Origin of the sequence: Bradyrhizobium sp., from assembly GCF_047605465.1 — a bacterium.
Lineage (GTDB): Bacteria > Pseudomonadota > Alphaproteobacteria > Rhizobiales > Xanthobacteraceae > Bradyrhizobium.
The window spans coordinates 1-14,366 of the sequence record NZ_JASGFS010000013.1; the positions used below are offsets into that span (position 1 = coordinate 1).

General features: G+C 65.1%; 8 protein-coding genes. 6 read left to right on the top strand and 2 right to left on the bottom strand.

Features of this window, described 5'->3' with window-relative positions; genetic code table 11:
* From QM712_RS13560 to treY, 5 genes are all read left to right on the top strand, one after another.
* On the top strand, positions 1–2,137 hold a 2,137-nt coding region (locus QM712_RS13560; RefSeq protein ID WP_415023612.1), incomplete at its 5' end, for a putative maltokinase.
* Complete coding sequence (glgB, locus tag QM712_RS13565; protein ID WP_415023613.1) at positions 2,130–4,277, top strand: 1,4-alpha-glucan branching protein GlgB; 2,148 nt, start codon at positions 2,130–2,132, stop codon at positions 4,275–4,277. The genes QM712_RS13560 and glgB, both read left to right, overlap by 8 nt.
* A 3-nt stretch (positions 4,278–4,280) precedes the next feature.
* On the top strand, positions 4,281–6,359 hold the full coding sequence (gene glgX, locus QM712_RS13570; protein ID WP_415023614.1) for a glycogen debranching protein GlgX: 2,079 nt from the start codon (positions 4,281–4,283) through the stop codon (positions 6,357–6,359).
* On the top strand, positions 6,356–8,110 hold the full coding sequence (gene treZ, locus QM712_RS13575; protein ID WP_415023615.1) for a malto-oligosyltrehalose trehalohydrolase: 1,755 nt from the start codon (positions 6,356–6,358) through the stop codon (positions 8,108–8,110). The genes glgX and treZ overlap by 4 nt, the downstream gene beginning before the upstream one ends.
* 2 nt (positions 8,111–8,112) lie before the next feature.
* Positions 8,113–10,887 (top strand): malto-oligosyltrehalose synthase, encoded by a 2,775-nt coding sequence (gene treY / locus QM712_RS13580; protein WP_415023616.1) that lies wholly within the window; start codon positions 8,113–8,115, stop codon positions 10,885–10,887.
* Between the two features lie 3 nt (positions 10,888–10,890).
* Here treY and QM712_RS13585 read toward each other — a convergent pair whose 3' ends face one another.
* A complete protein-coding gene (locus QM712_RS13585) occupies positions 10,891–11,208 on the bottom strand; it encodes a polyhydroxyalkanoic acid system family protein (protein WP_415023617.1) in 318 nt (105 codons plus the stop codon).
* A 179-nt stretch (positions 11,209–11,387) separates the two neighbouring features.
* Between QM712_RS13585 and QM712_RS13590 the strand changes: the two genes are divergently transcribed.
* Positions 11,388–11,552 carry a DUF3309 family protein gene (locus QM712_RS13590; protein ID WP_007595743.1) on the top strand — a complete coding sequence of 55 codons (165 nt, stop codon included), beginning with the start codon at positions 11,388–11,390 and terminating at the stop codon, positions 11,550–11,552.
* A gap of 99 nt (positions 11,553–11,651) precedes the next feature.
* On the opposite strand, the gene ligD is transcribed toward QM712_RS13590, so the two are convergent.
* Positions 11,652–14,315 carry a DNA ligase D gene (gene ligD / locus QM712_RS13595; RefSeq protein WP_415023715.1) on the bottom strand — a complete coding sequence of 888 codons (2,664 nt, stop codon included), beginning with the start codon at positions 14,313–14,315 and terminating at the stop codon, positions 11,652–11,654.
* Between the last annotated feature and the right edge of the window lie 51 nt (positions 14,316–14,366).

Below are 14,366 nucleotides of genomic sequence, written 5' to 3' on the forward strand. Positions count from 1 at the left end.
GATCATCTATTACGGCGACGAGATCGGGATGGGCGACAACATCTATCTCGGCGATCGCAACGGCGTGCGCACGCCGATGCAATGGAGCCCCGACCGCAATGGCGGGTTCTCCCGCTGCGATCCGGCGCGCCTCTATGCGCCGCTGATCATGGACCCCGTCTACGGCTACGAGTCCGTCAATGTGGAGGCGCAGTCGCGCAGCCTGTCCTCGCTGCTCAGCGCCACCAAGCGACTGATCTCGGTACGCAAGTCGACGCTCGCCTTCGGCCGCGGCACCATGACCTTCATCCGCCCGGCGAACCGCGCCGTGCTGGCCTATGTCCGGCAATATCGCGACGAGGTGATCCTCTGCGTCGCGAACCTCTCGCGCGCCGCGCAGGCGACAGAGCTCGACCTGTCGCCCTGGAAGGACCGCATTCCGCAGGAGATGCTCGGTCGCACCCGCTTCCCGGCGATCGGCGACCTGCCCTACATGATCACGCTCGGGCCCTACGGTTTCTACTGGTTCCAGCTCCAGGAGCGCGACAAGTCCGAGCCCGTGCGGCCGCGGGCCGTGCCTGAATTCGAGACGCTGGTGGTGCCGGTGAATTCGACCTGGGTATCGCTCGCGCGCGAGCGCGGCGTGTTCGAGCGCGACGTGCTGCCGGAATTCCTGGCGCGAACCCGGTGGTATCCGGAGCACGACCCCAAGCACATCCAGCCCAAGCTGACCTCCGCCGTTCCGTTCTGCGACATCGGCGACAACCGTCCGTGGATCGCGTTCTTCGAAGCGACGCAACACGACGTGACCTCGCGTTACGTCGTGCCGATGCAGATCGAGTGGGTGCGCTTCGACCGCGAGCGCTTCAACCCAAAGGCTCTCGCCGCCGTGCGCCAGGGCGCGCGCGAAGGCACGCTGCTGGATGTCGCGACCGACCAGATCTTCATCGGCCTGTTCCTGCGCAACCTGTCGCAGAACCTCGTGGTAGAGGAGAACAATCTGCGGCTCGAATTCAAGGCCACCAGCCTGCTCGCCGGCTACACCGTCAAGGAGCCTGAGCGCATCCGCGCGATCGAGCAGTCCAACAGCACGGCGCTGGTCGACAATCAATACGTCGCCAAGCTCTATCGCCAGCTCGAAAGCGGCATCAATCCCGAGATCGAGATCGGCCATTACCTCACCGACGTCGCCCATTTCGCCAATACGCCGGCGCTGCTGGGCAGTGTCGAACTGGTCGAGGGCGAGGAGCGCAGTTCGGTCGGCGTCCTGCACGCCTATGTCGAGAACCAGGGCGACGGCTGGGCCGTGACCACGGGCTATCTCGACCGCTATATCGACGAGCAGCGCCTGGTGCCGGCGGGTGAAACGCCCCGCGAGACCCAGGAGCAGGCCCCCTATCTGCACTTCATGGCGCAAACCGGCCGTCGGCTCGCCGAACTGCATATCGCCTTCGGCGCCGCCAAACCGGCCGATCTCGCCCCCGAGCCGACCGTCTCCGCACACCTCAAGCGCTGGACATCCGCACTCAAGTCCCGCGCCGAGCGGGTTTTCGAGCGGCTGGCCGAGAACCGCGACCGGCTGCGCGAGGCCGACCGGCCGCTGGTCGACCAGATCGCCACCGCCCGCGAGGGCCTCTCCAGCCGGCTTAACGCGCTATTGCCATCCGACATCGGCGGGTTGAACATCCGTCATCACGGAGACTTCCGCCTCGGGCAAATTCTGATCGTGAAGGACGATATCTTCATCATCGATTTCGACGGCAACCCGCACCTGCCGCCGGCCGACAAGCGCCGCAAGGCACCGGCGGCGTGTGACGTCGCGGGCTTCGTCCGCTCGATCGACCTGTCGGTGACCTCGGCGCTCAACCGCGCGCTGACGGGGGCATCCGACGACCAGGGCAGGCTCGCCGCCGCGCTCGACGACTGGCGCGAACGCGCGACATCGGCATTCCTGGCCGCCTACCGCGAAACCATGACCGATCGACGCCTGTGGCCGGAAGATCCGCATTCCGCGCAAGGCCTGTTAAGGTTTTTCCTGCTTGATCAAGCATTCGACGAAGTGGAGTACGGGCTGTCCCACCGGCCGGAGGGGCTCAACGCGCCTTTGACCGGGCTGCTTCGCATTCTGTCCAATGACGAGAGCGAAGCCCATGCCTAAACTGCCAGCCGAGGCCTACGCGATCATCGAGGGCCGCCACTCCGATCCCTTCCATTATCTCGGCCTTCACCCTGAAGGGGACCGGAGCGTGGTGCGCGCCTTCCTTCCGGATGCTTCCAATGTCGAGGCTGTCGGCGAGCATGGCGAAGTGGCCAAGCTCGACCGCGTCCACGACGCGGGCCTGTTCATCGGCGCCCTGCCCAACGGCTCCAAGCGCTACCAATTGCGTGCGAAGTTCGGCAACAACGTCGTCGAGTTCGAGGACGCCTACCGTTTTCCGCCCATCCTCACCGACTTCGATCTCTACCTCCTCGGCGAGGGGACCCATCAGCGCCTCTATGACAAGCTCGGCGCACATCCGATGACGCTGGAAGGCGTCGACGGTATCGGCTTCGTGGTGCTCGCTCCGAACGCGCGCCGCGTCTCCGTGGTCGGAGATTTCAATTTCTGGGACGCGCGGCGCCATCCCATGCGGGTGCGCGGCGTCGGCTATTGGGAATTGTTCATCCCGCATGCCAGGGTCGGTGACCACTACAAGTTCGACATCGTCGGACCGCACGGCCATCAACTGCCGCTGAAATCCGATCCGATGGCCTTCGCGGCCGAGGTGCGTCCGAAGACGGCGTCTATCATCTTCGACGAGGCGCATCTGCCGCGCCCGCGTCCGGCGGCCGACGGCATAAATGCGCTGTCGGCACCGATGTCGATCTACGAGGTGCATCTCGGATCGTGGCGGCGCAAGGACGACAATCAGTGGCTCAGCTATCGCGAGCTTGCCGAGCAGCTGCCGGCCTATGCGCGCGACATGGGCTTCACTCACGTCGAATTCCTGCCGGTCAGCGAGCATCCCTTCGACGGCTCGTGGGGCTACCAGCCGACCGGCCTCTATGCGCCCACCAGCCGCTTCGGCTCACCGGAGGACTTTGCCGCGCTCGTCGATGCCTGCCACCGCGAAGGCATCGGCGTGCTGCTCGACTGGGTGCCCGGTCACTTCCCCGATGATCCGCACGGGCTCGGCAGCTTCGACGGCACGGCGCTCTACGAGCACGCCAACCCGCTCCAGGGCCGCCATCTCGATTGGGGCACGCTCATCTACAATTACGGCCGCACCGAAGTGACGAACTTCCTGGTGTCGAATGCGCTGTTCTGGCTGGAGCGATACGGGATCGACGGCCTGCGCGTCGACGCCGTCGCCTCCATGCTCTATCTCGACTACAGCCGCCCGCCCGGTGCCTGGATTCCGAACCAGTATGGCGGCCGCGAGAACATCGAGGCGATCGCCTTCCTGCGCCGCTTCAACACGGAAGTCTTCGCCCGCTTCCCGCAGGCGACGACCGCCGCCGAGGAATCCACGGCGTGGCCGCAGGTCTCGCGCCCCGTCGAATTCGGCGGACTTGGGTTCGGCTACAAGTGGAACATGGGCTGGATGCACGACACGCTGAACTACATCAGCAAGGATCCGATCCACCGCAAGCATCATCACGGCGATATCCTGTTCGGCCTGCACTACGCCTTCTCGGAAAACTTCATCCTGCCGCTGTCGCATGACGAGGTCGTGCACGGAAAGCGCTCGATCCTCGGCCGCATGCCCGGCGACGAGTGGCAGCGCTTTGCAAACCTGCGCGCCTATTACAGCTTCATGTTCGGCCATCCCGGCAAGAAGCTGCTGTTCATGGGCGCGGAAATCGCGCAGAGCCGCGAATGGAACCACGACCAGTCGCTGGACTGGCATCTGCTCGAATACAAGTACCATGCGGGCATCCAGGCGCTGATCCGCGATCTCAACCGGCTCTATCGCGCCGTACCTGCGCTGCATCAGATGGATTGCGATCAGGCCGGCTTCGAATGGCTGATCACCGACGACGCCAACCGCAACGTGTTCGCATGGCTGCGCAAGGGGCTCGACGAACACGCGCGGTGCCTCGTGATCGTCAACTTCTCGCCCAACGTCTATCGCGACTACCGCGTGCGCGTGCCCTTTGGAGGCAAGTGGAAAGAGGCCTTCAATTCGGATTCCGCCCATTACGGCGGCGGCAATGTCGGAAACATCGGAGAGGTTCATGCCACCGACGGCAAGACGCCCGAACTCCGCCTTACTATTCCGCCCCTTGCTGCGGTCTTTCTCGTTCCGGAAAGCTGAACGATGCGCCTGACTTCTGGATCGCCCGCACGCCTCGGCGCAAGCTGGGACGGACGCGGCACCAATTTCGCGCTGTTCTCCGCCAACGCGCAGAAGGTCGAGCTTTGCCTGTTCGACATGCAGGGCCGCCGCGAGCTCGAACGCATCGAGTTGCCGGAGCGCACCGAAGACGTCTGGCACGGCTACCTCAACGACGTCTCGCCGGGCCAGCTCTACGGTTATCGCGTGCATGGTCCCTACGAGCCCGAGCACGGCCATCGCTTCAATGCCAACAAGCTGCTGCTCGACCCCTATGCCAAGCGGCTCGCGGGGCGGCTGGTCTGGAGCGACGCGCATTTCGCCTACCGCACCGGTTCGCCGCGCGAGGACCTGTCCTTCGACCGGCGCGACAACGCGCGCGGCATGCCCAAGGCCGTCGTGGTCGACGAGACCTTCAACTGGGGCCGCCGCGAGATCCGACCCAACATCGCCTGGGAAGACACGATCGTCTACGAGGCGCACGTCAAGGGACTGACGCAGAAGCGCGAAGACGTGCCGCCGAACCTGCGCGGAACGTACGGCGGCCTATCGTCGCCCGCGATGATCGAGCACCTGAAGCGGCTCGGCGTCACCACGATCGAGCTGCTGCCGATCCACAGCTTCGTCGACGACCGGATCCTGGTGGAGAAGAAGCTCGTCAACTACTGGGGCTACAACACGCTGTCCTTTTTCGCGCCCGAGCCGCGCTACGCCCAGGACAATGCGCTCGATTCCTTCCGCACCACCGTCGCGCGGCTGCACGATGCCGGCATCGAGGTGATGCTCGACGTCGTCTACAACCACACCGCCGAGGGCAATCACCTCGGCCCGACGCTGTGCTATCGCGGGATCGACAACGCCTCCTACTACTGGCTGAACCGCGAGAACCCGCGCTACTATGACGATTTCACCGGCTGCGGCTCGTCGGTGAACCTCACCCATCCGCGCGTGCTGCAGATGGTGATGGATTCGCTGCGCTACTGGGTCGAGGTCTGCCATGTCGACGGCTTCCGCTTCGACCTCGCCACCACGCTCGCCCGCGGCCCGAACGGCTTCGACCGCGGCATCTCGTTCCTGACCGCGATCCGGCAGGACCCGGTGCTCGCCACCGTCAAGCTCGTGGCCGAACCCTGGGACCTCGGCCTCGGCGGCTACCAGGTCGGTGCGTTCCCCTCGCAATGGTCGGAATGGAACGACCGCTATCGCAGCGCCATGCGGCGCTACTGGAGCGGCGAAGGCAGCCTGATCGGCGACATCTCGAGCCGCATGACGGCGTCCTCAGACCTGTTCAACCACGACGGAAGGCGGCCGCGCGCCAGCATCAACCACATCACGGTGCATGATGGTTTCACCCTCGCCGACCTCTTCAGCTACAACGAGAAGCACAACGAGGCGAACGGCGAGGACAACCGTGACGGCTCCAACGACAACCACAGCAACAATTGCGGTGTCGAGGGGCCGACCGACGATCCCACGATCCTCGGCCTGCGCAGGCAGCTTCGCAAGAACGTGCTGGCCTGCCTGATGCTGGCACAGGGCATTCCCCTGATCCTCGCTGGCGACGAGGTCGGCAATTCGCAATCCGGCAACAACAACGCTTATTGCCAGGACAACGAGGTCGGCTGGGTCGGCTGGGACAATCTCGGCACGGAGGGCGACGACATGGTCGATTTCGTCGCCCATCTTGCCGACATCCGCCGCCGCTTTTCGCAGCTCCGCAGCCATCGCTGGCTCGATGGCCGTCCCAAGGACGGGATCTCCTACGGTGCGCTGTGGCTGACGCCGTCCGGCGACGAGATGACCGAGAACGACTGGAAATTCCCGGAAGGCAGGTTTCTCTCCTATGTGATGGGACCGATGGAACCGGGCAGCGCTGCGATCTTTATTGTTCTGAACGCCGCCCCTGAAGAGATCGCATTCAGATTGCCCAAAATGACCGAGTACAAGAGCTGGCAGCAGATCCTGAACACGACTGAAGCCAAGCTGAACACGATTGAGTTCCTCCCCGGAAGCGACAGCAAGGCGCCGCCGCGCTCCGTGCTCGCCTTCGCTGGCGCCCTATGAGACCATCATTCGGTGCCAGGCCGACGAAGGACGGCGCCTCGTTCCGGCTGTGGGCGCCGAGCGCGCGGCGTGTCGACCTGCTGCTCGAACGGCGTCACGCGATGCGACGTCGCGACGACGGCTGGTATGTGGCTGACATTGCGGGCCTGACGCCCGGAAGCCGCTACAAGTTCAGGATCGACGACGAGATCGACGTGCCCGATCCCGCCTCGGCGTTCCAGCCCGAGGACGTTTTCGGCCCAAGCGAGGTGATCGACCACACCGCCTTCAACTGGCGCGCCAGGGACTGGCGCGGCCGGCCCTGGGAACAGACCGTCCTGATCGAGACGCATGTCGGCACCTTCACGGCGGAGGGCACCTATCGCGCGATGATCGACAGGCTCGATCATCTGGTCGAAACCGGCATCACCGCACTGGAATTGATGCCGCTGGCGGACTTCGCCGGCCGTCGCGGCTGGGGCTATGACGGCGTGCTCTGGTATGCCCCCGACAGCGCCTATGGCCGTCCCGAGGACCTGAAGACGCTGATCGACGAGGCGCATCTGCGCGGCCTCATGGTGTTTCTCGACGTGGTCTACAATCACTTCGGCCCCGAGGGAAACTACCTCGGCCGCTATGCGCCGACGTTCTTCACGGACGCGCACACGCCCTGGGGCAGCGCGATCGACTATCGCGTGCCCCAGGTCCGCGCGTTCGCGGTCGAGAACGCGCTGTCCTGGCTCACCGACTACCGCTTCGACGGACTGAGGCTGGACGCGGCCAACCACATCATGGCGCTTCCCGGCGAGCAGTCGATGCTGCACGACCTCAGCGTCGCCGCCGGCGAACTCGCCAAGGCCACCGGCCGCCACATCCACCTCGTGCTGGAGAATGGCGACAACCGCGCGAGCCTGCTCGACGCCGCGCAGAACCCGCCGGGCGGCAAGTATCGCGCGCAATGGAACGACGATTATCATCACGCCTGGCATGTGATGCTGACCGGCGAACTCGCCGGCTACTACGCCGACTACCAGACCCCGCGCCTGGACCTTGCGCGCGCGCTCGCGTCCGGCTTCGTGTACCAGGGTGAGATCTCCGAGTTCTGGGGCAAGAAGCCACGGGGCGAGCCGAGCGGCGAGTTGCCGCCGACCACGTTCGTGAATTTCCTGCAGAACCATGACCAGATCGGCAACCGGCCGCTGGGCGACCGGCTCGAAAGCCTTGCCTCACCGCAGCAGATCGAAGCCGCGCTTGCGGTCACGCTGCTCGCGCCCATGGTGCCGATGCTGTTTCAGGGGGAGGAGTGGGGTTCGAAAGTGCCCTTCCCGTTCTTCTGCGACTTCCAGGGCGGTCTCGCCGAGGCTGTGCGCAAAGGACGGCGCCAGGAATATGCCTGGGCGTACGAGAAATACGGCGACGAGGTGCCCGACCCTCTGGACCCGGCAACGCCGCGATCGGCCGTCCTGGACTGGACGGGCCGCACGAGCGAGCAGGACGCGCGACTGGCTTTCGTTCGTGACCTGCTCGCGCTGCGCCAAGAGCAGATCGCACCGCGCCTGAAGGGCACGACCTTCGGCAGTGCCGAGGCGGCCGACAACGGCTTGCTGACCGCCCATTGGCGAATGGGCGACGGAACGGCGCTTCGCCTGACCGCCAATCTGTCCGACCGCGAGATCGCGCATTCCAATGACAGCGCGGGCACACCGATCTGGGGCGGTGTTGCCGGCGAACGGATTCCCCCCTGGTCGGTGATCTGGCGCCTCGGAGGTTGAGCATGCCTCCCGCCATTCCCCTCGCGACCTATCGCCTGCAGCTCACCGCTGATTTCGATTTCGACAAGGCCGCCGAGGTGGTGCCTTATCTGAAGGCCCTCGGCATCTCGCATCTCTACACCTCGCCGGTGATGAAGGCCCGCAAGGGCTCGACCCACGGCTACGACATCGTCGACCACAGCCAGTTCAATCCCGAACTCGGCGGCGAGGCCGGCTTTGCGCGGCTGAACGAGGCACTGACGAAAAACGACCTCGGCCTCATCGTCGATTTCGTGCCGAACCATGTCGGCGTGCATTTCGCCGACAATCCCTGGTGGCTCGACGTGCTGGAATGGGGGCCGACGTCGCCACACGCCGTGTCTTTCGACATCGACTGGGATCAGCTGCCCTACCGCGCGCGCGGCGGCGTGCTGCTGCCGATCCTCGGCTCGTCCTATGGCGAGGCGCTGGAGCGGGGCGACATCGAGCTGCGCTACGATCCGGACGAGGGAAACTTCTCCGCCTGGTATTTCGAGCACCGCCTGCCGATCGCGCCTGAACGCTATGGCGAGGTGCTGCGCGCGATCGTGAGGGAGGCCGACGCCGCCGGGACGGAAGCGGGCAAGCGCCTGCTCTCGCTCGCCGCGCGGTACACCGGACTGCGCCGCCCCAACCGCAAGGAAGCGCCCGCCTTCAAGGCGGAGCTCAAGGAGATCGCGGGCGCGGCCGACATCATCGGACGTGGTCTATCCGCCTATCGCGCCGCCGAGGATCGCCCGGTCCAGACCCTGGCGCTGCATCACCTGCTGGAGCGCCAGCACTACAAGCTCGGGCATTGGCGGCTCGCCTCCAGCGACATCAACTATCGCCGCTTCTTCGACGTCAACGGCCTCGCCGGCCTGCGCGTCGAGGACCCCGGCACGTTCGCCGCGACCCACCGGCTGGTGAAGCAGCTCGTCGCCGACGGCAAGCTGCAGGGCATCCGCCTCGATCACATCGACGGCTTGCGCGATCCCGCCCAATATTGCCAGCGGCTGCGCCGCCTGGTGCGCGACGCACAGGGCAAGACCGCGCCATTCTACACGGTGATCGAGAAGATCCTGTGCGAGGACGAGCGGCTGCCGCACTTCGCCGGCGTCGAGGGCACGACCGGTTACGAGTGGATGAACGTCATCACCCAGGTCCTGGTCGATGCGAAAGGCCTCGACGCGCTGGACGAGACCTGGCGGCAGATCAGCAATCGGCCGCCGCGCCTTGCACCTTATGTCAAGGATGCCAAGCGGCGCGTGCTGGAGACGCTGCTCACCAGCGAATTTACCGTGTTGACGCGCCTGCTCGCACGCATCGCCAATGGACACTATTCCACCCGCGATTTCTCCGCCGACAGCCTGCGGCAGGCGCTCGAGCTCTATGTGCTGCATTTTCCGGTCTACCGCACCTATCTCACGACCAGCGGACCGACCGCGCACGACCGCAAGCTGATCGACGACACCATCGAGCGCGCCCGCGCCGAATGGTTCGCTGCCGATGAAGGCATTTTCGACTTCCTGCGCGATGCGCTGACGATGGATCTGCTCAAGCCCGACCGGCCGCCGCACAGCGCTCCGCGCGTGCGCCGCTTCGCGCTGAAGGTGCAGCAGTTCACCGGCCCGATGATGGCGAAATCGCTGGAAGACACCGCCTTCTACCAATTCCACCGCCTGATTGCCCTGAACGAGGTCGGCGGCGATCCCGCGAGCAAAGGCCTGACCGTCCCGGCCTTCCACGACGCCATGCGGGCCCGCGCCAGGGAATGGCCGCGCGGCATGACCGCAACCGCCACTCACGACACCAAGCGTGGCGAGGACGCCCGCGCGCGGATTGCCGCGCTGAGTGAAATTCCCGGCGAATGGACCAGCGCCGTCGCGCGCTGGAAGGTGTTGAACGCCCCGCATCTTGCACTGCAGGGCAGCCTGCGGGCGCCATCGGCGACGTTCGAATACATGCTGTATCAGACCCTGCTCGGGGCTTGGCCGCTCGGAGGTCCCGATGCCGACTTCGTCGCGCGTATCCAGGCCTATGCGCTCAAGGCCGCGCGCGAAGGCAAGGAAGAGACGAGCTGGCTCAACCCGCATGAGGCCTACGAGAACGGCACGAAGAGCTTCATCGAAAAGATCCTCGATCCGGCGCAATCGGCCGAATTCCTCGATACGCTGCAAACCATGGCACGCCGCGTCGCGCTGCTCGGTGCGTTGAATTCCCTGAGCCAGCTCACCCTCAAGGCGACTCTGCCCGGCGTTCCCGATTTCTATCAGGGCACCGAATTCTGGGACCTGTCACTGGTCGACCCCGACAACCGCCGCCCGGTGGACTTTGCCGCGCGGCGCGCGGAGCTGGGCTCGCTGGCGACCCCGGACTGGAGCGGGCTGGCCAAGACCTGGCCCGACGGACGGCTCAAGCTGGCCTGGACCCACCACCTCCTCGGGCTGCGCGGCAAACTCGCCGACGTCTTCAGCCGCGGCGACTACCAGCCGCTGGAGGTTCGCGGGGCGCAGGCGGACCACGTCATCGCTTTCGCCCGTCGCCACGGACACGCCGCGGCGATCGTCCTGGTCGGGCGCCTGTTCGCTCCGCTGACGCAAGCGGGTCGCTCATGGCCCGCGCTCGAGGACTTCGACGCGACCGTGGACGTCACAGGTTTTGCTTCGCCCGACCTTCCCACCCACGATCTGCGGCTCTCGCAGGCGTTCCGCGATTTCCCCGCCGTCGTCATCGAGGCGGGCGTCGCCAAGCCGGCGCGACATCGTCCACGCGGCTGAAGCTCACTTCCCCTCGCCCTTGGTCAGCAGCAATTGCCCGCGCTTGCGGATCGTGGCCTGTGCCATCTCGGCGAAGCGCTGCAGCAGCCATGGCAACACCACCTCGACCCGGACGTGGTCGTCCGCGACGTCGACCTGTCCGGTGGCGATCTGCCCGAGCGCACGAATGCGGAAATTCATGCTGTCGCCGCTCCAGCGCTCCTCCTCGACCTGCATCACGGGAATGCTCGCCGCCGCGCGCCCGAGCCCGGTCTTGAGCCTGCGCGCCGCTTCCTCGCGGCCGAGACGATGCGGAATGGAGACGACGAGCGGCGCTGACATGACCCTGACCTGTGTTGACCTGTTCTCACATAATCATGCCGGCCCGAGCGGCAAAGGTTCCATGCGCACCGCGCCTGTCGTCGTGTTTCATAAAAGGAACTTTCAAACCTGCGGCAAGTTGCCTCCACGCAACAGGACAAGTGCAAACGACCCCATAACAGGGGCTGGAGGAGAATCGCATGTCTATCGGTACGATCATTCTGATCATCTTGGTCATCGCACTGCTTGGCGGCTTCAGCGGCATCGGCGGTGGTCCGTTCTACGGCACCGGCTATTACGGCGGCGGCGGCCTCGGACTCGTCATCGTCATCCTGCTGATCTTGCTCCTGCTGGGACGAATCTAGCACGGACATGAACGGCGTGGGGTGGGTTGGCCGCAAGGCTCACCCACCGCTTTGCCCGACGCACGCAAAGCGGTGGGGTTACGCTAACGCTGACCTACCCTACTTCACCTTCCCCGCAAGCTTATTCATCGCGGCCTTGATCGAGGCGGCGGCTTCATCGTAACCCTCCCACGCCTTCGCACGCGCCAGCAAGCCCGGCACGGTCCGCACCGTGTAGCGCTTCGGATCGAGATCGTCCTTCGCCTGGGTCCAAGTTATCGGCATCGAGACGGTCGCGCCATCGCGGGCGCGCGGCGACAACGGCGCCACAGCGGTGGAAAGCCGGTCATTGCGCAGATAATCCAGAAAGATCTTCCCGTTGCGCAGCTTCTTCGACATGTTGAGCAGATAGCGCTCGGGATCGTCGTCGGCCATCCATTGGCACACCCCTTGCGCGAAAGCCTTGGCTTCCTTCCAGCTCACCTTGTCGCGCGCGCCGTGCAGCAGCGGCACCACCACGTGGAGGCCCTTGCCGCCCGTGGTCTTGCAGAAGCTTTCCATGCCGACATCGGCCAACCGCTGCCGCATCTCTTTCGCGGCATCCACGACATCGACAAACCTGACATCCGGCGCCGGATCGAGATCGAATACGAGCCGGCCCGGCGTATCATAAGCGCCGGGCGCGCAATTCGAGGGATGCAGCTCGACACCGCCGATCTGCGCGACGGCCGCGAGTCCCTCGACGCGGTCGACCTGGAGGTACGGCTTGCGATCGCCTGAGACCTTGGCCAGTTCGAGCAGGTTCGAGGTGCCCTGCATGGCGTGCCGCTGAAAGAATGTCTCGCCGCCGATGCCATCCGGCGCGCGGACGATCGAGCATGGTCGCCCCTTGAGGTGCCCGATCATCCACGGGCCGACCGCCTCGAAGTAGCGCGCGAGGTCGAGCTTGGTGACGCCCTCGCCATCGCCGCCGTCCGGCCACAGCTCCTTGTCCGGCTTGGAGATGACGACACCCATCACCTCCGCTGTGGCGTCCTTCCTTTTCGCCGGCTTCGGCACGATCCGTTTCCTAGCCGAAGGTCTCGCAAGTCCGGTATCGACGGGTGTTTCCGCTTCGACCTCTTCGGCGGGCTTGTCCTGCCGCAGGCCCTTGAAGGCAGCCTGACGAATATTGCCGTCGGCGGTGAAGCCGGCGAATTCGATCTCGGCGACGAGCTCCGGCTTCAACCAGTGCACGTCGCGCGTCTTTTTCGGCGCATTCTTGCCGCCGAAGGGACTTTCCCCGGCTTCCATCGCCTTCAGGGACGGCATGATCTGCTTGACCTTGTCGGCGCCAAAGCCGGTGCCGACCATGCCGACGAAGGCGAGATGGTCGCCGCGATACACGCCCGCCATCAGCGAGCGGAATTTGCCGCTGGTGGTCTTGTAGCCGCCGATCACGACCTCATGCCCGGCCCGGCATTTCGCTTTGGTCCAGCTCTCGGTGCGTCCTGAACGATAGGGTGCGTCCAGCTTCTTCGACACCACGCCCTCCAGCTCGAGCTTGCAGGCCGATTCGAGCACGGCATCGCCGCCGCTCTCGAAATGCTCGACATAACGGATCTGGTTCGATTTGCGCTTGCGGGCCTCCAGCAATGCCTTGAGGCGGCGCTTCCGTTCACCGAGCGGAAGCCGACGAAAATCGAGACCTTCAGCGAACAGGAGATCGAAGGCGAAGAAGATCAGGTCCGCGGTCTTGCCGTCCGACAAGGCCGCCTGCAGCGAGGAGAAGTTCGGCGTTCCGTCATGGTCTAGCGCGACGATCTCGCCGTCGATCACCGCATCCGGCAGTGCGCCGGCCTCTTTCGCGATCGCGCCGAACTTGTCGGTCCAGTCGAGGCCCTTGCGCGTCTTCAGCGTGGCCTTGCCGTCCTCGACACGGAGCTGCACGCGATAGCCGTCGAACTTGATCTCGTGACACCAGCCATCACCCGCCGGCGGCCGCTCGACGGGCGTGCACAGCTGCGGGGCGACGAAGTCCGGCATTTCCGAGATCTTCCTGGCATTCGTCGCTATCGTCGCCTTCTTCCTAGGGGCCTTGTTTTGCTTCAGCGCCGCGCGTGGCGCCGGCTTGACGGTGCGCCCTTTCGGCTCTTCGGCGCGATTGGACTGCCAGACCGCATCGGCCTTGCCGTTTGCGCTCTTTGCCAGCATGAACGGCTTCGGCGCCCGGCCCTTGCCCGCTGCGATCTGCGCCATCGCGCGGCCGGAAGCCACCGACTTGTCCTCGGCGAGAATGTCTTCGCCCTCGCGCGCGTATTCGTCGCGATGCTTGATCAGTAGCCAGTTGGTGCGCTTGCCGCCGCTGCGATCGTTGCGCATGCGCACCAGCACCCAGCTTCCATGGAGCTTCTCGCCATGGAGCGTGAACTTGAGGTCCCCCTTCTTGAATCCGCGCTCGGGATCATCCGACTCCCAGGTGCCGCGGTCCCACAGCATCACCGTGCCGCCGCCATACTGCTCGTCGGGGATGGTGCCTTCGAAATCACCGTAGTCCAGCGGATGATCCTCGACCTCGACGGCCAACCGCTTGTCGTGAGGATCGAGCGAAGGCCCCCTGGTCACCGCCCAGGATTTGAAGACACCGCCGAACTCCAGACGAAGATCGTAATGAAGGCGCGTCGCGTCATGCTTCTGGATGACGAAACGGCGCTGCTTCGAAGGCGCGACCGCAGTCTTGCCGGACGGCTCCGGCGTCTTCTCGAAATCCCGCTTCCGTCGATAAGTGGAGAGTTTTCGCAGCACGACGGACCCTGTGTTCACGTTCGCAATTCAGCTTACCACGGCGAAAGTCCC

What these genes read in the sequence shown, in the direction of transcription:
- glgB (WP_415023613.1), top strand. Translation starts at nt 2,130, where the DNA reads ATGCCTAAACTGCCAGCCGAGGCCTACGCGATCATCGAGGGCCGCCAC.
- glgX (WP_415023614.1), top strand. Translation starts at nt 4,281, where the DNA reads ATGCGCCTGACTTCTGGATCGCCCGCACGCCTCGGCGCAAGCTGGGAC.
- treZ (WP_415023615.1), top strand. Translation starts at nt 6,356, where the DNA reads ATGAGACCATCATTCGGTGCCAGGCCGACGAAGGACGGCGCCTCGTTC.
- treY (WP_415023616.1), top strand. Translation starts at nt 8,113, where the DNA reads ATGCCTCCCGCCATTCCCCTCGCGACCTATCGCCTGCAGCTCACCGCT.
- QM712_RS13585 (WP_415023617.1), bottom strand. Translation starts at nt 11,208, where the DNA reads ATGTCAGCGCCGCTCGTCGTCTCCATTCCGCATCGTCTCGGCCGCGAG.
- QM712_RS13590 (WP_007595743.1), top strand. Translation starts at nt 11,388, where the DNA reads ATGTCTATCGGTACGATCATTCTGATCATCTTGGTCATCGCACTGCTT.